This is a genomic window from Actinomadura sp. 9N215 (assembly GCF_044326345.1).
Classification (GTDB): Bacteria; Actinomycetota; Actinomycetes; order Streptosporangiales; family Streptosporangiaceae; genus Spirillospora.
The window spans coordinates 569,070-595,362 of record NZ_JBIRBA010000001.1 but is presented as its reverse complement, the minus strand read 5'-3'; the positions used below and the strand labels follow the sequence as shown (position 1 = coordinate 595,362).

Sequence of the window (26,293 nt, the reverse complement as noted above, 5' to 3'; positions counted from 1 at the left end):
GACGTCACCCCTGCCGATCCGCGTTGAGCGCGATGTCGGTGGTGCCGGGGGTGGCGGCGGCCGGGCCGGCGCCGAGCGCGATGTCGCCGCCGAAGCGGTCCGCGAGATGGGCGGCCAGCAGGTCGAGCGCCTCCCGGACGGCCGGATCGCCGATCTTCTCGCGCAGCGACCGCGCCTGCTGGAGGTCGTTCGGGCCGCTCCGCAGCAGCGGCCGTTCCAGCAGGTCGCGGACGGCGGGCAGGTGCGGGCTGTGCACCTCGCAGACGCCCCTCCCGACGGTGGTGAGGACGATGTCGCAGCCCGGAGACGCCAGGACGACCCGGCGCGGCGGAGACCCCCCGGCCGGGTCGGACGGATCCTGCGTCCCGAGGAGATCGGAGTCGAGATTCGTTCCGTCCGATGCGCCGACGCGCGCGGCGAAGGCCTCGTCGAGCGGAAGCCCCCGCCACTGTTCGAGCGGCCGGAGGTCCCTGATGGCGCCGACATGCCGGACGGTGCGGCGCGGCGGGCCGTGCGGGGGAAGCTGCCATATCTCGGTGTACTGCCCTGTGCCCAAGCGTGCGAGCTCGTTCAGCGCCAGCGAATTCGGGGACAGGAAGGTGAGCGCGGGGTTGTGCCAGAACTCCGGATCGGCCTCGGGCTGCATGGCCTCGTGACGCACGTTGCCGTCCTCGTCCACCACGAAGATGGCGCCCTTGGTGAAGAGCGCGACCAACCGGGCCTCGGGAAGCGTGGCGACAGCGGCGGCGGACGCTTCGAGATACGGCCCTACGAAACCCTTCTTGTTGTTGAGTTTGGCCAACCGGGGGATCGGCCGGTGCCGCAGCCCGCCCGCGCCCAGGCCGATGAAGGTCAGGCCCGCCCGGCCAACCGCCAGCCCGCCGCCGCTCGACCGCCGGAGCACCGAGTAACGGTCCGGTGGGCAGAGCGGCGCGATGTCCGGTGCGACACGGTGGATGACGTCCAGAACAGCCGCCGGCCGCCGGGTGATGAGGATCTCCCCGCCGAGGTGCAGTACCGAGCGGCCGAACCTGAGCTCCCTGACGCCGTCGCCGAGGCTGACGGCCTGGCCCGTGCCGATGTGGAGCACGTCCACCTGGAGAGGGCGCTCCCGAATGATGCGAGGGTTCTCATAGATCAAGGCCAGTTCGGACGAGTCCGGAGAGAAGCACGCGTGCGGCGGGTCCCCGAAGTCGGCCTTGTGGATGATCAGGCGGTGGCGCGGCAGCCTGTCGACCGTCGCCCGGATCTCTTCGGGAGAAGGACCGGACGGTGTTGTCCGCTCCTGTTCCGGGAGGAGGCGGGCGGCGGCAGCGGCCTTGTCCAGGGGCAGGTCGCGGGCGAGGCGGCGCAGGTCGTCCCAGCGCCGGTGCTCGGCGAGGTGGCGGCCGAGGTAGTCGAGGTCCTCGCCGCTCAGCGCGGCGATGCGGTCGCGCTGGTCGGCAGCCGCCACGACCCGGACGGCATCGGAGTCTCCGGCGGCGGCCATGGCCGTGCGCAGCCGTTCGCGCAGCGCCGGGTGCGCCGCCCAGTAGGCCACGGACAGGAGCGAGCCGTCCGGGTCCAGGGCCTGACGTTGCGCGTCCTGGCCGATGAGCGTCAGGTAGGCGGCGTGATCGGCGGGCTCTTCCGGGGCCGCCGCGAGCAGGTCGAGGACGTCGGCGTCGGGCAGGTCGTGGGCGGTGTCGCGGACCGCGTCCTGGACGGCCGGGTCGCCCCGTCCGCAGGCCCGGACGAGCCGCCGCCAGGCCAGCCGGGCGCGCAATTCCCGGGAGCCGTCGGCGCGCCGCTGCCTGGCCCGACCGGTCAGCCTGGCGGCCTGATCCGCGGTGAAGGGCATCGCCGTCACCCGCCCAGCCCGATGTCGTCGTCGGCCACGGCCACCGCGCCCTCCGCCTCGCCGATCCCGATGTCATGGCGGAACCGGTACTCCAGGCATTGCCACAGCAGTTCAAGCGTCGGCCGGTATGTGCCGTCGAACACCGGGTTGGCGAGGGCCGCGCCGACGTCCCCCATGAACTCGCGGTCCATCAGACCCAGCGGGGCGGCGATCTTTCCGGGCCCGCGCAGGGTGAACCACGTGATCGCGTAGAGGTCGATCGTGTCGCCCACGCCCCCCAAGGCCAGGACATCGCCCTTCGGCGAGAGCCGGACGAAACGCGGCGCTGCCAGGACGTAGTCGCCTCCCGACGGTGGTTTGAAGCGCGACTCACTCCGGGGCACGTCGAGCCGGATCCGGCCGGAGACGAGAGGGGCGCCCTCGGCCCGCGGGATGTCGAGGAGCTCCACGAACGATCTGTGCACGACGAGAAATCGATCCAACGCCGGAGACCACATCACATTGATCGGAGTCGATTCATCGGACCACAGCGGAGTGCTCACCGGCGGTCCCCCGGACGTGAGCGGTTCGCGCCACACACGCAGTTCGCCCAGGACGCCGAAACAGATGAGCACCGACGGCGACAAGGCGATGAGCCAGGACTCTCTTGACAAGCCTGCCGGGTCGAGGTCGATACGGTTGACGGCGGAGCCGTCGAGTTCGGCGACCAGAATGGTGCCGTGGTCGGAGACGGCCACCCGCCTGCGGTCGGGGTCCAGCGCGGTGCTGAGGGGCAGGAAGTAATCGATTCCGTCGGTAATTCCAGTGCGGACAAGGGGCGTTTGGGAAGTACCGGTGAGCACAGCCCCCCACTTGGCGTGGTCCGCCTCACCGTCCCATGCGGACACGATGAAGGATCGGTTTCCGGCGACGCGATTCAGGCCCCAGATCTTATTGCAGTCGCCAAGCGTCCGGACGCCGTCCCGATCGGCGTGGTGGAGCCTGGCTTTCCGGCCCGAACCATCAAAGTCGTATTCGCAGGACGCCGCGACGACAATGGCGTCGGATCCCAGATGCGCCACGAACTCCAGCGGATACGGGAAGTCGGAATGCAGATATGTCAGCGTCGTGTCGCGGAGGTCCACCACTCCGGCGCATGAGCTGTCGCGAAGTTTTGCGGTGAAGGCCAGCTGGGAGCCGTCCGGCGCGAAATCGAGACCGTCGACCACGGTCGTCCCGGCCAGCCTCCCGCTGAGCTTGAGATGGGCGTGGAGCGCGGGCAGGTCCCCGGCGGACAGGGTCTCGACGCAGGTGCGCACGGCGGTCGGGTCCGCGGTTCGCAGCGCTTGGAACACGCGGCGATCGTCCTCGTCCGAGGGCAGCCAGTCGCCGAACGCGCGGACGTTGTCCACGGCTTCGGGCAGCGGCAGCAGCATGGTCAGCGACCACAGCCGCTCCCAGTCGCCCCGATCCTTGAGCCGTCCGGCCAGGTAGGCGCGCTCGGACGCGGTGAGCTCGGCGAAGCCGCCGGGTCCGGTGCGCCGCCCCGCCACGATCCGCAGCAGGTCGACGCCGCCGAGTTCGGTCATCGCCATGCGCAGCGTCCCGCGTTCGTAGGGCGAGGCGCTCTCGTAGGCGAGTGCGAGGAGCGTGCCTTCGGGGTCCGATGCCTGGTACTGCTCGTGCTGTCCGGTGCGTACGAAGAACGCTGCGCGCTGGACGTCGTCCGAGGGCGCCAGGCCGTGGGCGACGCAGAACGCGGACGCGGCGGGGGAGTCCGCCGACAGCGCGCAGAACAGGTCGGCCGCTTCCACGTCGCCGCCGGTCGCCAGCCGGGCGCGGGCCGGTTCGCCGACGGGGTGGTCGAACCGGGACGCGGCCTCGACCAGCGCATACGCCTCCAGTTCGACGTCCTGGTCGCCGAGGGCCAGCCGGCTGAGCGCACGCGTCCGCGGCTCGGCGTCCGTCGCGGGACGGTTCCAGCGCTCCAGCAGCGACCACAACGCGGGATCGTGCGCCTTCAGCCAGTCGTCCCAGGCGGCGTCCACCAGGATGTCCGGAGGGGACGCGGAGGGCAGGAGCGGGAACGTCCACCGCTGCGGAGACTCCCTGGACACCCGACGTTCCAGCCACGTCCGCCACACCTTCTCCCGGTCGCCGGACTCCAGCTCGCGGGTGACGGCGCGCATGGCCACGGGTGTGCCCGAGCAGGCCGCGCGCAGTACGGCGTCCAGCGCCCGGCGGCGGCGCTGGGAATCCGGGCCGAGCGGAAGGCGCAGCACCAGAGCGGCGGTCCGCACGTTCGTCGGCGTCACCTCGCCTCACCCCGGCCGGGTCGGATCGAGATCGAGCGCGATGTCGGTGGGGCCGGCGGAGGGCATGGGGCCGGGGGCGCCGAGCGCGATGTCGCCGCCGAAGCGGGCCGCCAGGCAGGTCTCCAGCAGGGCGAGCGCGTCCCGGACGGCGGGGTCGCCGATCTTCGACCGGAGGTCGCGGGCGCGCTGGAGATCCTGCGGGGTGCTGTACAGCAACGGCCGTTCGAGGAGTGCCCGCGCGGTGGGCAGGAAACGGCTGTGAACCTCCAGCGTCTCGTGTTCCATCTTGCCGACCGCCGTGACGAGCATGTCTCCCGCCAGGGGCATGGCGAGGAACCGCCGGGACCCCGTCTGCTCCTGCGACGCCTGCAACCAGGGAATGCCTGGGTCGAGGCCGCCGAAATGGGGGGCCAGCGAACTGAACGTGAGCAGCTGGTGGGCGAAGTACGGATCGATCGGCGACCCTTCCCACTCCTCGACGGGCCAGCGGTCGCGGACCATTCCGTCGTGCGCGGCGGTGCGGTGCGGGGCCGCCGCGTGCGGGTCGCCGGGCGGCGGGAACTCCCAGATCTCGGTGTGCTGGGTGAGTTCGAGTCCGATTCGCTGATGTCCGTGCACGGCCAATGTGCTCGGGCCGAGAAAGGAGAGCGCGCTGATCGACCAGTCGGTGCCGGTGTAGTGGTCCGCCGGTATTCTCAGGACGGACGACGCGTCCTCGGTCGTCACGTAGATCTGGTTGTGGAGGTCGCAGAACGCGATCAGGCGGGCGGCGGGAAGCGTGGTGAGCTGGCATCTGCTGTCCAGGGCGACGGCCTTGCCGCCCATCATCTTCCGGAAGGAATGGACGCTTTCGAGCCGCAATCCGTCGGCGCCCGGGTCGGCGAACGCCAGACCGTCCAGGTGAATCAGCACCGCACCGTGCGATGTTCTTCGCATCTGCGGGGACATGCCGGCGGGGGAGTCGAACGGGTGCCGGCCAGGGAAGACCCGTTCGACATTCCAGCGGTGATTCTGCTTCCGGCTGAGGAGGATCTCGTCGCCGAGGTGCAGCACCGGGTTGTGGTAGCCGAATGCCGTGGTGCCGGTGAATTGCGACGTGCTCTCACCCGTGCCGATTTGCACGGTGTCCACATGAATCGCGGTCGGCGCGCCCGCTGAGGCCGATGGGCGCCGCTTTTCCGGCTGGCTCACGGCCAGTTCGGCGGAGTCCGGTGAGATGGACACCGCCATGCGGTTCCTGGGCGGCCCATACCTGGTCAGATGGTCGGCGGGGAGGCGGCCGGCGGTGTCCCGCAGCTTCTGCCAGGGCAGATCGGCCAGGACGGCGAGCAGGTCGGCGTCGTCCCCGGCGCGTTCGTCCGCCGGGAGGAGGCGCGCCGTCTCGGCGGCCGCGGCGACGGGCAGGTCGCGGGCGAGGGCGCGCAGGTCCGGCCAGCGCCGCTGCTCCGCCAGGTGGTGCCGGAGGTAGGCCAGCTCGGTGCCGGACAGTTCGGCGATCCGGCCGCGCCGCTCCCCGGTCACCGTCACCCGGATCAGGTCGGAGTCGCCCTCCTCGGCCATGATCGTGCGCAGTTCCGCGCGGACGTCCGGGGGCGCCGCCCGGTAGGCCGTCGCCAGCAGCGCGCCGTCGCCGTCCAGCGCCCGGTGCTGCTCGTGCTGCCCGGTCCGGACGAAGAAGGCGGCGCGCTCCACCGGGCCGGACGGGGCGAGCCGGTGCGCGACGCAGAACGCCGTGAGCTCGGGCGAGCGGGTGGCGTCGTCGCACAGGGCGTCCACGGCGTCCGGTTCGGGGTGCGCGAGCAGGTGGGCGCGGGCCTGATCCCCGATCGGATGGTCGAGGCGGGCGGCGGCCTCCGCGAGCACCCGCGGGGCGGCGGCCCTCGCGTCCCCGCGCGCCAGGCGGCTGAGGGACGCGACGCGGGCGTCCGCGCCCGTCGCGGCCCGGTCCCAGGCCTTCAGGAGGGACCACAGGTGGTCGTCGTGCTCGTCCAGCCAGTCCGCCCAGGCGGCGTCGACGAGGAAGCCGGGAGCGGGCGGCGGGCCGTCCAGCAGCGCGGACGTCCACCGCCCAGGCCCCCGCGACGTCCGGGACAGCCATGCCCGCCACAGCGTCTCGCGCAGCGGAGTCCCGGCCGTGCCCGCGAAGGCGCGCGCGGTCCCTGCGAAGGCGCGGACGGCCGCCGGGTCACCCGATTCCGCCGCACGTATCACGGTGGTGACGGCGGCCTCCGAGCGCGGGAGCACCCTCAGCAGGAACGCGGCGGTCCGGACGTTCACCTACACCTCCAGCACCGGCACCTGATGTCCGGCGGCGGCCAGCTCCGCATCGGTGAAGGACGCCGACTGCGCGCGGCCCTCCCGCAGCCAGGTGCGGAGATCCTCGATGACCTCGCGCTGCGACTTGCTCAGCGGGACGGTCTCCGCGGCCGCCCGCGCGACGTCGTCGGTGGTGATGTCGTCGCGGTCGGCGCCGAACGCCTCGTACATCGCGTCGACGATGACCTGCTCCAGCTCGGCGCCGACGAACCCGTCGCAGTCGCGCGCCAGCCGGTGCACGTCGAACGCCTCCGGCTTGCGGCCGCGCTTGCGCAGATGGACGGTGATGATCTCGCGGCGCTCCTCCTCGGTGGGCAGGTCGAGGAAGAACACCTCGTCGAACCGGCCGCGGCGGAGGGTCTCCGGCGGCAGCGCGCTGACGTCGTTGGCCGTCGCGACCACGAAAACCGGCGCGGTCTTCTCCTGCATCCAGGTCAGCACGGTGCCGAAGACCCGCTGCGAGGTGCCGCCGTCGTGGCCGCCCGCGGCGAGCGCCTTCTCCACCTCGTCGATCCACAGCACGCACGGCGACACGGTCTCGGCCAGCCGCAGCGCCCGCCTGACCCGCTCCTCGGACTCGCCGACCAGCGAGCCGTACAGCGCGCCTACGTCCAGCCGCAGCAGCGGCAGCCGCCACAGCCCGCCGATCATCTTCGCGGTGAGGCTCTTGCCCGTGCCTGGGATGCCGATCAGCGCGATCCCCTTCGGCGCGGGCAGCCGGAACTCGCGGGCCGCGTCGCCGAACGCGCGCTCGCGCAGGCCGAGCCACTTCTTGAGCGCGCCAAGGCCGCCGAGGTCGTCGGGACCCTCCTCGGCGCTGTAGAACTCCAGCGCCTCGCTCTCCCGGATCACGGCCTTCTTCTCCGCCACCACCGCGTCGATGTCGCGGTCGTCGAGCACGTCGTCCCGGACGATCGCCTTGGCGAACGCCTGCCGGGCCCGCGCCGCGGTGAGGCCGAGCGCGGCCTGCGCGAGCCTGCTGCGGCCCGCCGCGGTGAGGGCGTTCTTCACGCCCTTGGTGTTGTCGATCAGGTGGTCGAGTTCGCGGCGCAGTTCGTCGCCGTCCGGCAGCGGCATCTCGACGACGACCGCGTCGTCGCCGAGCTCCACCGGGACGGTCCGCACCGGCGTCGTGACGATCAGGGACGCGCCGGTGTAGACGAGCTTGTCGGCGAGGTTGCGCAGCCGCCGCCTGACCACCGGGTCGCGGTCCCAGAACGCGTGGAAGTCCTTGAGGACGTACAGGTCGCGGCGCCCCGGCTCCTTCACCGCCAGCTCCTGGATCTTGGCGAGCGCCTCCGGCGGCGAGCCCGCCCTGGGCAGCTGCCGGCCGTCCGCCGATTCGAGCCCGGCGGCGACGTCCCAGGTGACGAGGTCGGCGGACGGGTCGCGGTCGCGGCGCACCTGGTCGAGCATCCGCAGCGCGCGCCGCTCCTCGACGGTGACCAGCACGATCAGCGCGACCCTGGCGCGGAGGTACAGCCGGATCTCGTCCCGGACGGCGTCCATACCCATCAGAACCGCCTGCCCACTAGAACCGCCTGCCCATCAGAACCGCCCGCCCATTCCGAACTCCCGTTCCGGTGCCGCCATCCCGGTGAACGTGACCGTCCCGCCGGTGATCGTGACCTCCAGCTCGGGCACGGCCGCAAGATCGTCCGGACCGTAGCGTTCGGTGCGCATCCAGTACTCCTTGTTCGACGAGCCGCGCAGGCCGCGGGCCACGCGCAGCCGCTCGTTGTAGCGTCCGGCGATCACCAGGTCGGCGTCGGCGACGGCCGCCGCACGGGCCGGGTCCGCCTCGATCTCCCGGCGGGTGAAGCCGGTCAGCACGATCACCCCGAGTTCGCTGCGCGCCTTCACCTCGGCGCAGAACGCGCCCGCCGCCGCGGGCTGCTCCAGCGGCTCCCCGCCGGTCAGCGTCACGCCGTCCAGGTGCGCCGCGTCCGCCAGGACGTCCGCGGCCACGTCGCCGACCGTCCGGACGTCCGCGCCGCCCGCCGCATGCGTCTCGGGATTGAAACAGCCGGGACATCCCAGCGCGCAGCCCTGGCTCCAGATCACGTACCGCGTGCCCGGCCCGTTGGCCGCGCTGCGCGGGAGGACGGCGTGCAGCCGCCACGGGATCCGCGGCCCGCTCACCCCTGCCACAGGCGGTCCTGCTCTTCGCCCTCGGCCTGCTGGTACGCCTCCTCGGTCAGTTCGTGATGCTCGACGTCCCCGCCGAGCAGCTGGACGAGGGGATCGGTGTCGTCCAGGCACCGCGGACCGGCCACACCCTCGACGCGCATCTCCACGGTGCCGTCCGGTCCGATGACGATCTCGACCTTCTCCTCAGCCATCGCACACCCCTCGCTTGGAACCGAGCCGCCTCACACTGTGCCGCGTACCGCGCGGGACCCGTCCCGCGCACACCCGTTCATTCTCCAGCAAATCCACCCGAAGCAGGTGCCGGAGTCGTGCGTAAGTGGCGGTGCGACTCCGGCTGCGGCGTGACATCGAGGCCGCGTAGTCCGGACGGCCGAGCGCGGAGCCGATACCCGAGAGGGACGCTCATCCGGTCCGGTCCCTCCTACCGTGATGATCACCCGAACGGAGGGAGAGGGCATGTTCCGCAAGGCGATCGCCGTGCTCGGCGTCGTGGGACTGACGATGACGGTGCAGGCGGCCCCGGCCGGCGCGGACGCCGACCGCGCCGACCGCGCCGACCGCGGTGACCGCGCCGACCATCAGCGGCTCAGGCGGCTGATCCAGGGGCTCACCGCTCAGGACGGGGCGCCGGGCGCGCTGGCGTACGTCCAGGACCGGCACGGCCGGAGGACGGTGATCCGCAGCGGCGTGGGCGACGTCCGGACCGGCGCGCCCCTCCCGAAGGACGGCCACTGGCGGTTCGGCAGCATCACCAAGCCGTTCGTCGCGACCGTCGTGCTCCAGCTCGTCGGCGAGGGCGAGGTCGAGCTGGACGCGCCCATCGACCGTTACCTGCCGGGACTGGTCGACCGCAGGATCACCGTCCGGCAGCTGCTCCAGCACACCAGCGGCCTGGCCGACTACCTGAAACACCTGTCCATGGCGAAGATCATCGAGCGGCCGCTCGACCAGCACGACCGGCGTGACCTGCTCGAACTGGCGCTGAAGCAGCCGCCGCTGTTCGAGCCCGGCGAGGGCTGGTCGTACGGCAACACCGGCTACCTGCTCGCCGGGATGCTGATCGAGAAGATCACCGGGCGTCCGTACGGCGAGGAGATCGAGCGGCGCGTCCTGAAGCCGCTGCGGCTGCGGCACACGTACGTGTCCGCGGACGCCTCGCCTTTGCCCCGGCCGCACCCGCGCGGGTACGTCCGCACCGGCCCGGACGCGCCGCTGCTCGACCGCACGCGGCTCAACCTCTCGGTCGCCCCGGCGGGCGGGAACATCGTGTCGACGGCGTTCGACGTGAACCGCTTCTTCGGCGCCCTCGTCGGCGGACGGCTGCTCGACCGGCCCGAGCTCCGCGAGATGATGCGGATCCACAAGACCGAGACCGGCAGGGAGTACGGCCTCGGACTGGAGCGGGTCTCGCTGCCCTGCGGCGGCCACCTGTGGGGACACGCCGGGGACATGATCGGCTTCTCCACCCGCAGCGGCGCCACCGGCGACGGCCGGCAGGCCACCGTCATGGTCAACCTCAAACCCGGGGGAACCGCCGCGCAGGACGCCCATCTCGGCGAGGCCCTGACGACGGCCTTCTGCGAGTGACCCCGGCGTCGGCCCCGGCCCCGGCGTCGGCGCCGGTCCCGGCCTGGGGCGCGCGGGCGCAGGCGAGGGCCACGAGGGGGAGCAGGGTGACGAGTCCGAAGGTGACGAGCCGGATGCCGTAGTCGTTGACCACCGCGCCGATCGCGCAGGTGGTCAGGACCGCGGTGAGCGTGGGACGCAGCGTCGGCCATGCGCGCAGGGCCGCGTCGAGGTAGCCGGGCGAGAACCGTTCCGGCCATGCCAGCGCCGCCACCAGCACGGCGAGGACGAGCGCGGTGCCCCAGGCCAGCGGGCCGCCCGCCAGGGAGCCGAGCGCGTAGCCGGCCTTGCGCTCGACGAGCTGCCACGCCTGCCCTTCGAGGACGTCCTGGACGAACCGTCCCGCATGCGTGCGCGAGGCGGCGGGACGCAGCCAGTCCGCCACCGCGACGGCCGCGACCGCCGTCACCGCCGCCGAACCGACGGCCAGCAGCCGCGCCGGCGTCAGCCGCACCCCGGCGACGGCGAAGGCCAGCACCGCGACGCCCGGGATCAGGGCCAGCCCGCCGCCCACGTCCGCACCCCAGGACGGCCACGTGTCGACGCCGACGGCCACGGCGCCGATCGCCGCCACCGCCACGGTCGCGGCCCGCCGCCGTCCGCGCTCGATCAGCTCGGCCGCGGCCGCTCCCGCCAGCACCAGCGTGGCGACGGAGAACACGGCGAAGGTGGAGTTGCCGAACCCGTAGTACCGCCCGCCGTACAGCGCGGACGGGCCGAACGGGCTGGCGCGGTGCAGCAGCGTCCCGGTCGCCGCGTCCACGACCAGCACGCTGAAGGTGAGCAGGGCGACGGCCAGCGGCGCCCGCCACAGCGGACGCGCGGGCAGCAGCCACACCGGCACCGCCGCCGCCGCGACGGTGACCGCCAGTGCGCCCCACAGCGCCGCGTCCTGGGACGGGGCGTGCCACCACCGGGTCAGCGACATCAGGTACATCGACACCGGCAGCACCGACAGCACGACCGCGGCGTGGACGAAGCCGCGCCGCCACGCCCCCGGGGCGGCGCCGCGGCGCGCCGTGATCATCGCCGTGATGTAAAGGACGAACTGCGCCGCCGCCACGACCGCCAGGAGAAGTCCCGCCCAGCGCCGCAGCGTCTGGTCGGTGGTGGTGACGGCGCCCAGCTCGTGGACGGTCGTGGTCGGGTCGGCGGGACGCGCCCGGCCGAGGGAGATCGGCGCGCCGCTGAACTCCGCGGGCTCGGGCGCGCCGACCGCGTCGAGCAGGGTGCTGGGGACGTCCAGCAGCCGCACGACCCCGCCCCAGCGGGTGGAGGTGACCGTCAGCAGCGCCGGGTCGGGACGCGACGCCGTCACCGGGCCGGCGATCATGCTCACCGCCAGGTGCGGCGTCCCGCCCGGAGGCTCGGTCACGCCCTGGACGAGCACGGTCGTGGCGCCGTCCAGGCGGTCGAGCACACCGCCCGCGAACGCGTCGATCCTGGCCAGCGAGTTCAGCCGTCCCGAGCCGGACTCCACGACCTGGCCGCCGTCGATCACCGTGACGGGGCAGCGGAGCGCGGCGTCGTCCACGGCGGCGCTGTAGCGCTCGACGGTTCCGTCCGGACGTGCCAGCGCCACGGCGGCACCGGGGCCGATGGCGGTCTCGCATCCTTCGTGCTCGGCCAGCGCCTGCCCCAGTTCCCCCGGGTGCGGTGAGAACTCCGACCGGGACTGGGCGTCGACGAGGTCGTCCCAGCGCCCCACGCGCGCCTCGCCGCCGCCGGTGCCCGTGACCTTGGGGAGAGGGTCGCATTCGCGGTCGCCTGAGCCGTCCTCCGAGCGGGGCCCGACGCTCGACTGGCCCGCCGACAGCGACAGCCACCCGTCGGACGCGCACGCCGGTCCGCCGGTCGTCCGCACGGTCGCGGCCCCGGCCGCCGCGCCCGTGGCCCCGGCGGTGGTCCCATTGGCTCTGTCGCCGGTGAGCAGGCGCCACAGGTGCGGGGTCTGGTCCTGGCGGATGTCGCCCCAGGCCAGCCCCGCGACGCCGATGACCACGACCGGCGCGCGCACCGGGCGGACGTCCCCGCCCGCCCGTCCCGCGATCTGCGCCGCCGCCGAGCCGACGACCAGGCACAGCAGCACGGCCGACCACGCCACCGCGATCCCGGCCCGCCTCCGCCGCTCATCGATCATGAGGCCAGAGTCCAGGCGCCCGCACGGCCCCGCAACCGGAAAGGACGAATCAGGCCGTCCGCGTCGGCCCGGCTAGGTGATGTCGCGGCGGACGGTCGTGACGGTGGCGACGGCCGCGAACGCCAGCCCGTACCCGACGAGCAGCAGCGTCCCGCCCCAGGCGGGCAGGGTGTCCAGCTCGCCGGGACCGCCGAACGCCGACGTGGTGCGCGTGATCGCCCGCACCGCCCCGGCGGGCAGCCACTGCCCGGCCTCCGGCAGCGCGATGGTGACGATGCCCTCGACCAGCTGCACCCAGCCGACCGCCACGATGATCGCCGCGATCTGGTTGCGGATCAGCGCGCCCAGCCCCAGCCCGACCAGCGCGTACAGCGCCATCGCCAGGACCGTGCCGCCCAGGATCAGCGGGACGTCATGGTCGAGCGGCGAGGTCGAGCCGCCCTTGACCGCCAGCGCGGGCAGCGCCACCGCCACCGTGACCAGCACGGTCGCCAGCCCGAACCCGGCGCCGAACAGGAAGTAGGAGATCAGCTTGGCCGCCAGCAGCCGGCCGCGCACGGGGGTGATCAGGAACGTCCCGCTGATGGTCTGGTGCCGGTACTCGCCGGTGATCCCCATAATGCCGAGGATCATCATGAACAGCACGCCGCCGCTCGCGCTCGCGTAGAACGCGCGGACGGTCGCCGGGTCGGTGACCGGCGGGATCGTGGTCTCCCCGTCCATCTCGACGCCGGCCAGCGCCACGTACACGGCGAGGCCCATCAGGCTGAAGCCCAGGCTCAGGGCCAGCATGCCGAGCCACATCCGGGTGGAGCGGATCTTCAACAGCTCCGCCCTGATCAGGTTGATCATGTCCGTCCGCCCTTCTCCGTGCCCGGCGCGCCGACCTCCTCCGGGGCCGCTTCCGGGGCCGCCTGTGCCGGGACGGCGGCGTCCGGGACGGGCGGGGTGGCCAGGTCCGCCATGGTGAGCTCCAGGAAGATCTTCTCCAGCCCGGAGCGCTCCCGGGCGAGCTCGGTGAGCACCGCCCGCGTTTCGAGGGCCGCGCGCCCGACGTCCTCCGGTTCGAGCCCGGTCACCCACAGCCGGTCGTCCGCGCGCCGGACCCGGCCGCCCGCGTTCTCCAGCGCGGCGGCGAGCTCTCCGGCCTGCTCGGTCGCGACGCGGAGCTCGCCGCCCGCGCCGACCAGCTCCGCCAGCGGCGCGTCCCGGACGAGCCGGCCGTGCGCGACGATGACGACGTGGTCGGCGGTCTGCTCGACCTCGGGGAGGACGTGGCTGGACACCAGGATCGTGCATCCGTCATCCGCCAGGTGGCGCAGCAGCGAGCGCAGCCAGTGGACGCCCGCCGGGTCCAGGCCGTTGGCGGGTTCGTCGAGGATGAGGACCCGCGGCTCGCCCAGGATGGCGGTGGCGAGCGCCAGCCGCTGCCGCATGCCGAGGGAGTACCCCACCACCCTCCGGTCGGCGGCGCCGGCGAGCCCGGTCAGCTCCAGGACCGCGGGCACCCGCCGTTCGGGGAGCCCGGCGGCCGTGCAGGCGATCCGCAGATGGTCGCGGGCGCTGCGGCCGGGATGGAACCCCGTCGCCTCCAGCGCGGCGCCGACCTCGGTGACCGGACGGTCCAGCGCCGCGTACGGACGCCCGTTCACCAGGGCCCGCCCGGACGTGGGCGTCACCAGGCCGAGCAGCATGCGCAGGGTGGTCGTTTTTCCGGCGCCGTTCGGGCCGAGGAATCCGGTGACCATTCCGGGACGCGCGGTGAAACTCAGCCCGTCCACGGCGCGGACCGGGCCGAAGTGCTTGGTGAGGCCCTCAACCGAGATCATGGAGGCATTGTTCCAGCCCGTGCGGCCGGGTTCACCCGGTGGCCGGGTTCGCCGGCGAGGGCCGTACACACAGGCCCGGCATACTGGCCCTGAAAAGGCCGAGATTGGAGCCCGAATGGAATTCGCGAGTGCTCGATCACCGGGTGTCATGGAACCGCTTGTGGACGCCGTCCGGTCGGCGGCGCGCCGGGACCCGGATCGTGTCGCGCTGAAGGGCGCCGGCGGCGAGATCGGTTATGGCGAGTTGGCGGAGCGGCTGTCGTCGTCCGTTGAGGGAAGTGACCGGCGGGTGCTTTCCGTGTCCGGCACCGTCGACGACGTCATCGCGCTATTGACCCTGGCGTGCGGCGGCCACAGCGTTCTCCTCCTGGACGCCGCCGCCACGCCATGGGAGGCCGAACGCGCCACCGCGCTTTTCCAAGGAGCGGGCAGCGAGGCGCCCGTTCTCGGATTGAGCACATCGGGAACCACCGGCCTTCCGAAAATCGTCGAGGTCGGCTGGCCGGAACTGCTGGCGAATGCGCGCGCGTGCGCGCGGAGCCTGCGGCTCGGGGAGAGCGACGTCGTCTGGTGCACCGCCGCGATGCCGCACCGCATGAACCTCGACCGGAGCCTGCTGGCAGGGCTGCTCAGCGGCGCCACCGTGGTCGTCCGGTCGGGGCTGCTCGGGCCCGCCGAATTCCACCGGACCCTGCTCGGTGAGCGGGTGACCGTGCTGCTGTCGATTCCCTTTCTGTACCGCCGGTATGCCGAGCGGCTGGCCGGTGAGCCGGGCGTCACGCGCGACTGGGCGCTGCGCACCTGCGTCGCGGGCGGCGAGCCGCTGCCCGACGACCTGGTCGCGGGCTGGCAGAAGGCGACCGGCGTGCCGCTGCTCCCCGCCTACGGGACGACGGAGGACGGATCGGTGACGCTCGGACGCGGCGACCCCGGCGAAGGCGTCGGCGCCCCGCTGGACGGCGCCGAACTCCGGATCGACCCCTCCGGAGAAGTGCTCGTCCGGCATTCGTGGGCGTCCGGCGGGGACGGCTCCGGGCGGTCGGCGGAATGGCGGCGGACCGGCGACCTCGGCCGCCTCGACGAGCACGGCAACCTGCATATCTCCGGACGGCGCAGCGAACTGATGAACATAGGCGGGCGAAGAGTGGACCCGCACGAGATCGAGCAGGCTTTGCGAATGAACGGCCGCGTCACCGACTGTGTGGTAGCGGGAATGCCGGTCTCCGAACGGGAGGAGATAGTGGCTTTCGTGGTGACCGATGGAGACGTGCCGAACGCGGAACTACGCAGAAACCTGGCCGCCCTTCTGTCGCCGCACAAGCTTCCGCACCGTTTCGTCCGGTTGTCCGAGATACCGCGAGGATTGACCGGAAAGGCGCGTCGCGGAATGCTCGTCGCCGACCTGCTGCGCCGCGAATCCGACCCGGCGCGCGAGGCGGCCGATCCGGCGCGCACGGCGGCTGATCCGGCGCGCGAGGCGGCTGATCCGGCGGGCGCGGAAACCGGCCGGGCGCGTGGTGAAGAGGCGGGCGCCGAGCAGCGATGAATTGGTTCAGGACGGACGCGCCGCGGCCCGGCGCGCGAATGCGACTGCTCTGCCTCCCCTACGCCGGCGGCGGCACGACCGCCTTCCGCGGCTGGGCGGAACTCCTCCCCGATATCGAGGTGGTGGCCGTCCAACTTCCCGGACGCGAGGCCCGCGCGGACGAGCCACCGGCCGTCGACGTCGACGACCTCGTCGACGCGGCCCTGACGATGACCGACCGGCCCTACGCGGTCTTCGGCCACAGCATGGGCGGCATCCTGGGATTCGAGTTGTGCAGGCGGCTCCGCCGCGTCGGCGCCCCACCGCCCGCCTGGTTCTTCGTCGGCGGCTCGCCGGTGCCGCACACGCCGCTGTCGAGGCCGCGCGTCGCCGAGATGACCGACGACGAGCTGACGGGCTGGCTGGCCGGGCTCGGCGGCGCCCCGCGCGACCTCCTGGACGACCCGGCGATGCGCGCGGTCTGGCTGCCGATCCTGCGGTCCGACTTCGCGTTCACCGACGACTACCGTTTCGTGGCGGAAGAACCGTTCGGCTGCCCCATCACCGCGTTCGCCGGAGACGCCGACGCCATGGTCGGCGCCGACGAGATGTCCGGGTGGCGGGCGCACACCTCGTCCGACTTCGCATTGCGCGTTCTCCCGGGCGACCATTTCTTCCCGCACACCGCCCGCCGGGAACTGCTCGCGTCCATCGCCCAAGACCTCCGGAACACCGGCCGCGCCGCGAAGCCCATCGGGCGGCCGGGGGCGGCGGACGTCCCGCCGGACGAGCCGATCGCCGTCATCGGCATGAGCGGCCGCTTCCCGGGGGCGCACGACCTCGACGCGTACTGGCAGAACCTGATCGGCGGGGTCGAGTCGATCCGCCGCTATTCCCTGGACGAGCAGATCTCCCTCGGCGTCCCGGCGGACGTCGCGCGCCATCCGGCGTTCGTGCCCGCCGCGTCCGTCCTCGACGGAGCCGACCGCTTCGACGCGGCGTTCTTCGGCCTGACCCCGCGCGAGGCCGAGATCCGCGACCCCCAACACCGGCTCCTCCTGGAGACCGCGCACACCGCGCTGGAGCACGCCGGGTACGATCCCGCGCGGTTCGCGGGCGACATCGGCGTCTTCGCGGGCACGGGGCGCGGCACGTACGGGTTCGAGTTCGTCCGGCCCAACCGCGCGGTCGTGGAGAGCGTCGGCACGCTGGCCGTCTCGTCCGCCAACGACCCCGATTTCCTCGCGACGTTCGTCTCGCATCGCCTGAACCTGCGTGGCCCGAGCATGACCGTGCAGACGGCGTGCTCGACGTCGCTGGTCGCGGTGCATCTGGCCGTCGAGGCGCTGCGCCGCGGCGACTGCGGCGTCGCGCTCGCGGGGGCGTCCTCGATCGTGCTCCCGCACGGTCACGGCTACCTGTACCAGGAGGGCGGGGTCGTCTCCCCGGACGGGCACTGCCGCCCCTTCGACGCCGACGCGCGCGGCACGATCTGGGGCAGCGGAGCCGGGGTGGTGGTCCTCAAACCGCTGTCCGCGGCGCTCGCCGACGGCGACACGGTGCACGCCGTGGTCCTGGGCTCGGCGGTGAACAACGACGGCTCCGCCAAACAGGGCTTCTCCGCGCCGGGCGTGGACGGCCAGGCGGCCGTGGCCGAGCGGGCGCTGGCCCGGGCGGGCGTCGACCCGGAGACCGTGACGTACGTGGAGGCGCACGGCACGGCGACGGCGCTCGGCGACCCGGTCGAGGTCGAGGCGCTCAGCCGCGCGTACGGCGCGGGGACGTCCGCCCGGCAGTGGTGCGGGATCGGGTCGGTGAAGTCGAACATCGGGCACCTGATCAGCGCGGCGGGCATCGCGGGCCTCATCAAGACCGTGCTCGCGCTGAAGGGGGAGCTGATCCCGCGGACCCTGCACGCCGAGCGGCCGAACCCGCGGATCGGTTTCGCGGACGGCCCCTTCCGCGTCGTCTCCGCGCTGACGCCGTGGCCGCGCGGCCCGGAGCCCCGCCGCGCCGGGGTGAGCGCGTTCGGCATCGGCGGCACCAACGCGCACCTGATCGTCGAGGAGCCGCCCGCCCGGGCGGCGGCCCCGCCGCCGCGCCCGTCCTGGCAGCTGCTGCCGCTGTCGGCGAACACCGAGACCGCGCTCGACGACATGATCGTGAACCTCGGCGCGCACCTGCTGGCCGAGGACGATCTGCCCCTCGCCGACGTCGCCCACACACTCCAGGTCGGACGCGCCGAACGTCCCCACCGGGCCGTCCTCGTCGCGCAGGACGGACACGACGCAGGCACGGCCCTCACCGACAACGATCGCGGCCGCCTTCGCACCGGACTCGCCCGAGGGACGGGAGGCCCGCCCGCGTTCCTCTTCCCAGGCCAGGGCGCGCAGTACCCGGGCATGGGAAGCGGTCTCTACGCCGCCTACCCGGTCTTCCGCTCCGCCGTCGACCGATGCGCCGACCTGCTCGCCCCGCACCTTGACGGCCTGGACCTGCGCGATCACCTCCTGGCCGACACCGCCGACGAGCACGCCCAGCAGACCCGGCACGCTCGGCAGGCCCTCGACCAGACCGAGCTGGCGCAGCCCGCGCTGTTCACCGTCCAGTACGCACTGGCCGAGCTGCTGCGCTCCTGGGGCGTACGGCCCGCGGCGATGCTCGGGCACAGCGTCGGCGAACTCACCGCGGCCTGCCTCGCCGGGGTCTTCTCCCTTCCGGACGCCCTCGCGCTGGTCGCTGCGCGCGGCCGTCTCATGCAGCGGATGCCCGCCGGGGCGATGCTCGCGGTCGCGCTCCCCGAGGACGAGGCCGCCGCGCTCCTGCCCCCGGAGCTGTCGGTGGCGGCGGTCAACGCGCCCGGCGAATGCGTCGTGGCGGGCCCGTCCGGCGCGGTGGACGCGTTCGCCGCGACGCTCGCCGCCCACCGTACGCCCAGCAGGCGGCTGCGCACCTCGCACGCCTTCCACTCGGCCATGATGGACCCGGTCCTGGACGAGTTCGCCGACGTCGTCGCGAAGGTGCCGAGGAACAGGCCGGACGTCCCTTTCCTGTCCTGCGTCACCGGAGACTGGATCACGGCGGAGCAGGCCATCGATCCCGCGTATTGGGCCCGCCATCTGCGCGAACCCGTCCGGTTCGGCGAATGCGCGGCGCGGCTGCTCGGCGCGGCGGACCGGACGGCGGTGGAGGTCGGCCCGGGCAGCACGCTCACCGAACTGGTGCGCCCGCACGTCCGGGCCGACGGCGCGCTCCCGTCCGCGACCCTCCCGTCCGCTGCCTCTGCGGGGGACGACCAGGACTGCGCCACCCTGCTCCGCGCGGTCGGCGACCTGTGGCTGCGCGGCGTCCCCGTCGACTGGCCCGCGATCTCCGGCCCCGGACGGCACCGCGTGCCGCTCCCGACCTACCCCTTTGAACGCCGCCGCTACTGGGTGGACGCCCCCGAGCCCACCGCCACGACCGCCACGACCGCGCCGACCGCGCCGGACGGCGAACGATGGCGGACGGTCGACGACTGGTACGAGGTCCCCGGCTGGCGGCAGGCGTCCCCGATCCCGCGCCCGGCATCGCCCTCCGACCTCGGCCTCTGCCTGCTGCTCCGCGACGAGGACGACCCAGGCGAGGCGCTCGCCGGACGGCTGCGCGACGCGGGCGCCGCCGTCGTCACCGTCCTCCCCGGCTCCGGATACGAGCGGCACGACGACGAAACGTTCACGGTGAACCCGGCCGACTGGGAAGATCACCGCCGCGTCCTCGACGCGCTCGCCGAGGACGGCCGGGCGGCCCCGCCCCGGATCGTCGCCGCCTGGGGCCTGATCCCCCCGCCCGCCCCGGACACGGCGCTCACCCGAGCCGAGGCCGAAACCGCCCAGGACCGTACGTTCTTCGGCCTCCTCGCCCTGGCCCAGGCACTCGCCGAAAGCCCGGACCCCGCCCCGGCCGCCCTGGACGTCGTCACCGCACACGCCCAGGACGTTGACGGGACCGATCTGCTGAGACCGGAGCTGGCGCTCGCCGCCGGAGTGTGCCGGGTCCTCCCACTGGAGGCGCCGCACCTCACCTGCCGCCACATCGACACCGACCTGCGCGACGGCGCACTGGACCACCTCATCACCGAACTCACGACCACCGGCACTGGCACCGGCACGTTCGCCGGCACCGGTACGGGCGAACCGGTCGTCGCGCTCCGCAACGGCAGACGCTGGACGCCCACCCACACTCGCGTCCCGCTCCCGCCGGAGGCCGGAGGGGATCCGGCGGACGGCTGGCGCGAACGCGGCGTCTACCTGATCACGGGCGGGCTGGGCGGTCTCGGCATCACGATCGCCGAGCACCTCGCGCGGCGCGTCCGGGCGCGGCTTGCGCTGCTCACCCGGTCCGCCTTCCCCGGCCGGGCGTCCTGGGACGCGTGGCTCGCCGAGCACGGTCCCGGCGACCGGATGTCGCGCGCCGTCCAGGCGATACGGCGGATGGAGGAGGCCGGGGCCGAGGTGGCGGTGCACACGGCCGACGTCACAGACCCTGAGGCGCTCCAGCGGGTCAGGAGCGAGATCCGGGCGCGTTTCGGAGAGGTCGACGGGATCGTCCACGCGGCCGGGGTCCCCGGCGGGGGCCTGATCGAGGTCAAGCGGCGGGACACCGCGCGGGCGGTGCTGGCGCCCAAGGTCGCCGGGACGCTCGCGCTCGCCGAGGTGTTCGGCGACCTGCCGCTCGACGTCCTCGCGCTGTGCTCCTCCGTCACCGCCATCGCCGGCGGGCTGGGCCAGTCGGACTACTGCGCGGCCAACGCGTTCATGGACGCCTACGCGCGCAGCCCGCGCGGGATCGCCGCACCGGCCTCGCGCGACGGGACGCCCCGGAACGGAACGGTCGTCTCGGTGAACTGGGGCGCGTGGCTGGACGTCGGCATGGCGGCGGAGGTCGGCATGCCCTACGGCCACGACCACGCGGGAACGGCGACCGACGCGCACCCGTGGCTCACCGCGCACCGCCACGGCCCGTCCGGTTCGGACGTCTTCAAGGGGACGATGTCGTCCACCACCCACTGGGTGCTCGACGAGCACCGCGTGCAGGGGACGCCCGTCCTACCAGGCACGGCCCATCTCGACCTGATGCGCGCCGCGTTCATCGCCGCAGTGAACGGAACACAGGACGCGACCGTCGCGGTGGAACTGCGCGACATCGCCTTCGCCGCGCCGCTCGCAGCCCCCGACGGCGAAACAGTGGACTTCGAGGTCGTCGTCGGTGCCGGAACCGAGTCACGACCGATAGCGGTACGTACCGTCGACGCCACCGGCCACACCGTCGATCACGCACACTCCACGGCGAGAGCGGTCGTCCCCGAATCCGTGCCTCCACGCGACATCACCGCCATTCGTGAACGCTGCACCAGCGAATACGAACCGGCGACGCCGCACAGACGAGGAAGCGCGGTGACCCTGGGCCCGCGCTGGAGCGGGCTCGTCCGAACCTATGCGGGACCTGACGAGGCATTGGCGATTCTGTCCGCCCCGGGAACGGTCGTGTCCGATGGCCTGACCGTCCATCCCGCGCTGCTGGACGAGGCCATAGCGGCGGACGCCGGCCGTCACGACCGCGACCACCTCCCGATCGGATACGGAAGGGTCGTCATACGCGGCCCGCTGCCCGCACGCGCCTTCAGCCATGTACGCCACCAGCCGGACAGAACGGACGGCCTCCGCGTCATGGACGTAGCGATCCTCGACGAATCCGGCCAGGAGATCCTGTCGATAGACGACGTCATCCTGCGCGAATTCGACGCCGATTCCCTCCCGACATTCGCCCCACCGCCCGCCGAGCCACCTGCCCAGCCGCCCGTTTCGCTCGCCCATCCGCCCGCTTCGCCGACTCGGCGGCCTGGCATAACGCCGGCGGACGGCGCCGAGGCGCTGCGCCGGCTCCTAGCCGCCGGCCTCGGCCCGCAGGTCGTCGTCAGCGCCGTCCCCATCGACGAGATCAGCGCCCGCGTCCGCCAGGCCGACCGGCACTCGATGCGGACACCGGCGTCCGGCGACGCGATCCTGGCCGACCCACCGGACCGTTCCGTCCTCGGCGACTACGTCGCCCCGCACACCGACCTGGAAGCCGCCCTAGCCGAACTGTGGGCGGACGTTCTCGGCGTCGGCGACATCGGTGTCGAGGACGACTTCTTTGAATTGGGCGGCACTTCACTGGTGGCCGTCCAGCTCATCTGGCGTGCGGGCGATCTGCTCGGCGACCCGCCGTCCATGCGCACCCTTTTCGAGTCCCCGACCGTGGCCGGAATGGCGAGCGCCATCGAACAATCAAGTTCCCATGATTGACCGTCCCCGCTACAGTGCGGTCAGCGGCGGCCTAACGAAAAGCAGGTGACCGATGCCGCGCAGGAGCCCTCAGGAAAAGAAACAGATCAGCTACGCCAAGGACCGCCGCAACGCCTACGCCGAGAACGACAAGAGCTCGCGGAATGCCGTACGGCTGAGGAAGCGGTTCCCCAACCGCGCCAACCGGCACCGCGTCCAGCGGATCCTTCAGGACGCCACGGGCCCTCCCGACCGCGACGCCGCGAACGAGGTGGACGAGCGGCTGGCGCGCCGCCGCCCGAAGAAATGGCGGAAGGAACCCGGCCTGCCGCTCGGCGACTGGGTCGAAAGCCGCCTTCAGCGACGGCTGCGCCTCGCTGACGACGACATGGCGAACGACGTCGCGGACGAGCGGCGGCTCGCCCGCGTCCAGCGGCGCCGCCACCGCCGCGCCAAGCTGCGCACCCTCAAGAAGGCGCACGTCGCCACGAAAGGCACCGTCGAACGGCACTGGTGACGGCCGCTCGCGCCCGCGGCCTCAGTTAGGTCCCGGTCGGTGCGGTGGCGGCGGGCTGGAAGAGCTCGACGAGGTTGCCGGCCGGGTCGGTGATCAGGATCTGCCGCCCGCCTGGCCCGGCGACGACGTCGCTGTGGAAGGTCAGCCCGGCGGCGCGGAGCCGGTCGATCTCGGCGTCGAGGTCGTCGACGATGAGGTGGACGCGGTTGCGGCCGGGTACGGCGGGCTCGGGCGTCGCGCGGGCCCCGGAGCTGGCGGGCCCGGACAGCAGCAGCCGCAGCGGTCCGCGCACCACGTCGGCGAAGGCCGACCCGGCGCTGGTGCGCAGCGTGAAGCCCAGGTGGGTGGTGTAGAAGTCGGCGGCCTTCTGGACGTCGTCGACGAGGTAGCGGACGCCGGCGAGCTGATCGGGTGCGGTCATGACGAGTCCCCTCGTGGTAGGTGGACGAGTTGCGGCAGCAGATGGCGGATGCGGGTGTCGATGTCCGCCGCCGCCCGGGCGAAGGCGGGATGCCCCGCACGTTCGGTCCCGACGCCCGTCGCGCCCCCGGCTGTACTGATCGTGGTGGCGGCGGCCGGGTCGGGGATGCTCCAGTGGACGCGCCGGGTGCGGCCGCCGAAGTCGGGGCACACCTCGCGGACCTTGTCGCACAGGCTGATCACGTAGTCGAACCGCCGTCCGGCCACGGCGTCCAGATGCCGCGGGCGCCGGTTGGCGACGTCGATGCCGTAGCGCTCGCGCAACACCTGGACGGCGTCCGGGTGCAGCCGCTGCCTGGGATGACTGCCCGCACTGACCACGTCCACGCGCCCGCCCGTGCGGTGGTCGAGGAGCGCTTCGGCGATCGGTGAGCGGGCGCTGTTGCCGGTGCAGGCGAACAGCACGGCGAGACGAGGCCCCGACGAGGAGGCCCCCAGGAACGAGACCACGGACGAGCCCGGGCCCGAGCCAAGGGCCGCGTCGAAGTCGGGATCGAGGTCCGGGTCGAGGTCCGGGTCGAGGCCCGGGGCACGGGCCAGGTCGGGGGCGAGGGCGGGGTGGAGTGCGGCGCCGGTCGTGGTCAGTGCGTGGGCGCAGCGCTCCAGGTCCAGGTGGTAGTAGCTGTCCCGGGCGTCGAAGCTGCTGCGCCGCGCGGTGACCAGCCCGCCGTCGCGCAGCAGCCGCAGATGGTAGGACACCAGGTTCTGCGGCTGGCCGACCAGGTCGACCAGCTCACGGACCCGGTAGTCGCCGGCGGCCAGTTCGCGCAGCAGCCGCCATCGCAGCGGATGCGCGGCCAGCCGCACGAAGGGCGGGGCGGCGTGCTCCGAAGACTCCACGTGAACCACGATACATCAAACCAGCTTGATGCACCTGCGCCTGCGCGCCGACGCACCCCGCCCCCACGGCACGAATGGTCACGGATCGAGAAAATCCAAAACTCCGCGTGCGCCAGATCTGCGCGGCCCGTCCAGTCTCGGCTTCGACCGCAAGAGTATTCACACTGAAAAACTGAGCTGTCTAGAAGTGCCACACAAGATGGTCGCTGGTCTATTTTTAAGGAGCTTTTGCGCATAACACGGCAAAGGAGCTGTGCATGCTCTCGCTACGCGTCATTACCTTGGTCGGTACCGTGCCGGCTCTGCTCGCCGGAATGGTCCTTCCGGCCACGGCGAGTGACGGCGGAGCGCCGCGTCCGCCGACGACCGAGGCGACCAAGGCCGCGCCGCCCATCATCGGCGGCTATTTCGTCACCGATGCCGACGCCCCCTGGGCGGCCTCGATCTACCGCAGCGGATCGTTCACCTGCTCCGGCACCGTCATCGCCCCGACGTGGGTCCTCACCGCGGCGCACTGCGTGGGCAGCGGCCTCACGGTCCGCGTCGGGAGCGTCTACCGCGAGAAGGCCACCACGATCAACGTCAGCGAGCACCAGGTGGCGCCGAAGGGCGATCTGGCGCTGGTGCACCTGGCCGGCGCCCACGAGACGACCTACTCCCAGCTCGCCGACGCCGACCCGGAGGTCGGATCGACGAACCAGATCTGCGGCTGGGGCCGTACCAGTTACAACGGCCCGCTCTCGGAACAGCTCAAATGCGCGGACGTGCGCGTCACGTCCGTGTCCGGCACCTGCCTCGACTACCGGTACGGCCCGGCGATCTGCACCAGCAAGATCAACGGCAACGCCTGGAGCGGCGACTCCGGCGGCCCGCAGCGCTACAACGGCCGGCAGGTCGGCGTCGCGTCGACCGCCGACGGCCGGTCGGAGCAGACGTACGGAAGTGTGCCCGCCAGCCGGTCCTGGATCCGCTCCGTGGCCGGCGTCTGACCCCGCCCCCCGCCCGGACCGCCCGGCCGGAACCCCGTTCCGGCCGGGCGATCCGCATGCCCGTTGTACGGTGATCAACTGGGCGGCACGACGGAGGGTGTTTCCATGCGCAGACGTGTCATCTCCGGTCTGGTGGCCCCCGGCGCCATCGCCGCGCTGATCGCCGCCGGCGGAGCGTCCGCCGCGTCGGCAGATCCGGACGCCGGGGCCGGTGCCGGGGCCGCGCACCCGACGGCCGCGCGCCCGACGCTCGTCGGCTGGGCCGAGCTACCCGCCGAGACCTATGTCCCCGGGAGCGAGCCGTCGGGTTCGGCGCTGGGGACCGAGCCGGTCAACGGCGTCCGCCCGCCGTTCCCCGGGCAGCCGGTGCAGGGCGTCAGCGGGGTCGTGCGGAACGCGGACGGATCGTTCCTGGCGCTGGCCGACAACGGCTACGGCCGGAAGGAGACCAGCGCCGACTTCCTGCTGCGCGTCCACAGGCTCGAACCCGACTTCCGGCACGGCCGGGTGCGGGCGTCCGGCGGCGGCATCACGCTCAGCGATCCGGACGGGCAGGTGCGCTTCCCGCTCACCCGTCCCGACCGGGTCCTCACGGGCGCCGACTTCGACCCGGAGTCGATCGTCCGCGCGCCCGACGGCACGTTCTGGATCGGCGAGGAGTTCGGCCCCTACGTGCTGCACTTCGACCGCGCGGGACGGCTGCTGGAGCGGCCGATCCCGGTGCCCGGCGCGAAGTCCCCCGGCAGCCCGGAGCTGGAGCCGGGGGAGAAGCCGAACCTCGGCGGCAGCAAGGGCCTGGAGAACCTGGCGATCTCCCCGGACGGCGGGACGCTGTACCCGATGCTGGAGGGCACCGTCACCGGCGACACACCAGGTGACCTGCGGGTATACGAGTTCGACCGGCGGCGCGCCGCCTTCACCGGCCGGCGCTGGACCTACCGCATGCAGACGCCCGAGCTGTCCGTCGCCGACCTGATCGGCGTCGGCCGCGGCCGCTTCCTCGCCATCGAACGCGACCAGCTGCAGGGCGACAAGGCGGCCGTCAAGAAGATCCACCTGGTCGACCTCCCCGACCGCCCCGACCGCGACGGTAACGGTGACGGCGACGGCCTGGCCGACAAGACCGAGGTCGTGGACCTGCTGAACATCGCCAACCCGCGCGGGCTCGGCACCCCCGGCCGGGTCTTCAGGTTCCCGTTCTTCACGATCGAGGCGGTGACCGTATTCGACGACCGGACCATCGGCGTGCTCAACGACAACAACTTCCCGTTCGACGCGACCCGCGTGGCCGGCCGCGCCGACGACACCGAGTTCATCAAGGTGCGACTGCCCCGTCCGCTGCCCCGCCGCGCTTGACCCGCCCCCGTGCTGGGGTGGGCGGTTGCGCGGACGGTGGAACCCAGGCCATCATCGAAGCATGATCTCCAACCGGAAGGGCGGC

17 protein-coding genes are annotated in these 26,293 nt (G+C 72.9%); 6 read left to right on the top strand and 11 right to left on the bottom strand.

The features are described 5' to 3' along the window. Positions 1–4 precede the first annotated feature (4 nt). The 6 genes from ACH34T_RS02440 to ACH34T_RS02415 are packed head-to-tail and all read right to left on the bottom strand — an operon-like array spanning position 5 to position 8,792. Positions 5–1,840, bottom strand: coding sequence for a hypothetical protein (locus ACH34T_RS02440; RefSeq protein WP_395990249.1), 1,836 nt, complete (start codon positions 1,838–1,840; stop codon positions 5–7). A gap of 5 nt (positions 1,841–1,845) precedes the next feature. Continuing rightward, positions 1,846–4,134 (bottom strand): hypothetical protein, encoded by a 2,289-nt coding sequence (locus ACH34T_RS02435; protein WP_395990248.1) that lies wholly within the window; start codon positions 4,132–4,134, stop codon positions 1,846–1,848. 6 nt (positions 4,135–4,140) lie between these two features. Further along, positions 4,141–6,411 carry a hypothetical protein gene (locus tag ACH34T_RS02430; RefSeq protein ID WP_395990247.1) on the bottom strand — a complete coding sequence of 757 codons (2,271 nt, stop codon included), beginning with the start codon at positions 6,409–6,411 and terminating at the stop codon, positions 4,141–4,143. Continuing rightward, positions 6,412–7,965, bottom strand: a complete 1,554-nt coding sequence (locus ACH34T_RS02425; protein WP_395990246.1) for an AAA family ATPase — start codon at positions 7,963–7,965, stop codon at positions 6,412–6,414. It abuts the gene before it with no gap. Between the two features lie 33 nt (positions 7,966–7,998). Continuing rightward, complete coding sequence (locus ACH34T_RS02420) at positions 7,999–8,601, bottom strand: 4Fe-4S cluster-binding domain-containing protein (RefSeq protein ID WP_395990245.1); 603 nt, start codon at positions 8,599–8,601, stop codon at positions 7,999–8,001. Then, complete coding sequence (locus ACH34T_RS02415) at positions 8,589–8,792, bottom strand: DUF2997 domain-containing protein (RefSeq protein ID WP_395990244.1); 204 nt, start codon at positions 8,790–8,792, stop codon at positions 8,589–8,591. The genes ACH34T_RS02420 and ACH34T_RS02415 overlap by 13 nt, the downstream gene beginning before the upstream one ends. A 265-nt stretch (positions 8,793–9,057) precedes the next feature. Between ACH34T_RS02415 and ACH34T_RS02410 the strand changes: the two genes are divergently transcribed. Then, complete coding sequence (locus ACH34T_RS02410) at positions 9,058–10,188, top strand: serine hydrolase domain-containing protein (protein WP_395990243.1); 1,131 nt, start codon at positions 9,058–9,060, stop codon at positions 10,186–10,188. On the opposite strand, the gene ACH34T_RS02405 is transcribed toward ACH34T_RS02410, so the two are convergent. The 3 genes from ACH34T_RS02405 to ACH34T_RS02395 all read right to left on the bottom strand — a co-directional run bounded on the left by ACH34T_RS02405 (position 10,118) and on the right by ACH34T_RS02395 (position 14,196). Beyond that, entirely contained in the window at positions 10,118–12,367 is a 2,250-nt protein-coding gene (locus tag ACH34T_RS02405) for a hypothetical protein (RefSeq protein WP_395990242.1), read from the bottom strand. The genes ACH34T_RS02410 and ACH34T_RS02405 overlap by 71 nt on opposite strands. A gap of 72 nt (positions 12,368–12,439) precedes the next feature. Then, positions 12,440–13,219 carry an ABC transporter permease gene (locus ACH34T_RS02400; RefSeq protein ID WP_395990240.1) on the bottom strand — a complete coding sequence of 260 codons (780 nt, stop codon included), beginning with the start codon at positions 13,217–13,219 and terminating at the stop codon, positions 12,440–12,442. Further along, positions 13,216–14,196, bottom strand: a complete 981-nt coding sequence (locus ACH34T_RS02395) for an ABC transporter ATP-binding protein (protein ID WP_395990239.1) — start codon at positions 14,194–14,196, stop codon at positions 13,216–13,218. The genes ACH34T_RS02400 and ACH34T_RS02395 overlap by 4 nt, the downstream gene beginning before the upstream one ends. A 148-nt stretch (positions 14,197–14,344) precedes the next feature. On the opposite strand from ACH34T_RS02395, the gene ACH34T_RS02390 reads away from it, so the two are divergent. From ACH34T_RS02390 to ACH34T_RS02380, 3 genes are read left to right on the top strand one after another with little or no spacing between them, the layout of a single operon-like run. Next, positions 14,345–15,742, top strand: coding sequence for a class I adenylate-forming enzyme family protein (locus tag ACH34T_RS02390; protein WP_395990238.1), 1,398 nt, complete (start codon positions 14,345–14,347; stop codon positions 15,740–15,742). A gap of 38 nt (positions 15,743–15,780) precedes the next feature. Next, on the top strand, positions 15,781–22,047 hold the full coding sequence (locus ACH34T_RS02385) for an SDR family NAD(P)-dependent oxidoreductase (RefSeq protein WP_395990237.1): 6,267 nt from the start codon (positions 15,781–15,783) through the stop codon (positions 22,045–22,047). A gap of 52 nt (positions 22,048–22,099) precedes the next feature. Continuing rightward, positions 22,100–22,543 (top strand): hypothetical protein, encoded by a 444-nt coding sequence (locus ACH34T_RS02380; RefSeq protein WP_395990236.1) that lies wholly within the window; start codon positions 22,100–22,102, stop codon positions 22,541–22,543. A gap of 25 nt (positions 22,544–22,568) precedes the next feature. Here ACH34T_RS02380 and ACH34T_RS02375 read toward each other — a convergent pair whose 3' ends face one another. Next, positions 22,569–22,964, bottom strand: coding sequence for a VOC family protein (locus ACH34T_RS02375; RefSeq protein ID WP_395990235.1), 396 nt, complete (start codon positions 22,962–22,964; stop codon positions 22,569–22,571). Further along, positions 22,961–23,863, bottom strand: coding sequence for an ArsR family transcriptional regulator (locus ACH34T_RS02370; protein WP_395990234.1), 903 nt, complete (start codon positions 23,861–23,863; stop codon positions 22,961–22,963). The genes ACH34T_RS02375 and ACH34T_RS02370 overlap by 4 nt, the downstream gene beginning before the upstream one ends. Before the next feature lie 257 nt (positions 23,864–24,120). On the opposite strand from ACH34T_RS02370, the gene ACH34T_RS02365 reads away from it, so the two are divergent. Together ACH34T_RS02365 and ACH34T_RS02360 are read left to right on the top strand one after the other, a co-directional pair. After that, positions 24,121–24,852, top strand: coding sequence for a S1 family peptidase (locus ACH34T_RS02365; RefSeq protein ID WP_395990233.1), 732 nt, complete (start codon positions 24,121–24,123; stop codon positions 24,850–24,852). A 105-nt stretch (positions 24,853–24,957) separates the two neighbouring features. Next, entirely contained in the window at positions 24,958–26,208 is a 1,251-nt protein-coding gene (locus tag ACH34T_RS02360) for an esterase-like activity of phytase family protein (RefSeq protein WP_395990232.1), read from the top strand. Positions 26,209–26,293: the final 85 nt, after the last annotated feature.

Coding starts and splice junctions, on each gene's coding strand:
- ACH34T_RS02390 (WP_395990238.1), top strand. CDS start 14,345: ATGGAACCGCTTGTGGACGCCGTCCGGTCGGCGGCGCGCCGGGACCCG.
- ACH34T_RS02410 (WP_395990243.1), top strand. CDS start 9,058: ATGTTCCGCAAGGCGATCGCCGTGCTCGGCGTCGTGGGACTGACGATG.
- ACH34T_RS02375 (WP_395990235.1), bottom strand. CDS start 22,964: ATGACCGCACCCGATCAGCTCGCCGGCGTCCGCTACCTCGTCGACGAC.
- ACH34T_RS02425 (WP_395990246.1), bottom strand. CDS start 7,965: ATGGGTATGGACGCCGTCCGGGACGAGATCCGGCTGTACCTCCGCGCC.
- ACH34T_RS02385 (WP_395990237.1), top strand. CDS start 15,781: ATGCGACTGCTCTGCCTCCCCTACGCCGGCGGCGGCACGACCGCCTTC.
- ACH34T_RS02365 (WP_395990233.1), top strand. CDS start 24,121: ATGCTCTCGCTACGCGTCATTACCTTGGTCGGTACCGTGCCGGCTCTG.
- ACH34T_RS02440 (WP_395990249.1), bottom strand. CDS start 1,840: ATGCCCTTCACCGCGGATCAGGCCGCCAGGCTGACCGGTCGGGCCAGG.
- ACH34T_RS02400 (WP_395990240.1), bottom strand. CDS start 13,219: ATGATCAACCTGATCAGGGCGGAGCTGTTGAAGATCCGCTCCACCCGG.
- ACH34T_RS02360 (WP_395990232.1), top strand. CDS start 24,958: ATGCGCAGACGTGTCATCTCCGGTCTGGTGGCCCCCGGCGCCATCGCC.
- ACH34T_RS02395 (WP_395990239.1), bottom strand. CDS start 14,196: ATGATCTCGGTTGAGGGCCTCACCAAGCACTTCGGCCCGGTCCGCGCC.
- ACH34T_RS02415 (WP_395990244.1), bottom strand. CDS start 8,792: ATGGCTGAGGAGAAGGTCGAGATCGTCATCGGACCGGACGGCACCGTG.
- ACH34T_RS02405 (WP_395990242.1), bottom strand. CDS start 12,367: ATGATCGATGAGCGGCGGAGGCGGGCCGGGATCGCGGTGGCGTGGTCG.
- ACH34T_RS02380 (WP_395990236.1), top strand. CDS start 22,100: ATGCCGCGCAGGAGCCCTCAGGAAAAGAAACAGATCAGCTACGCCAAG.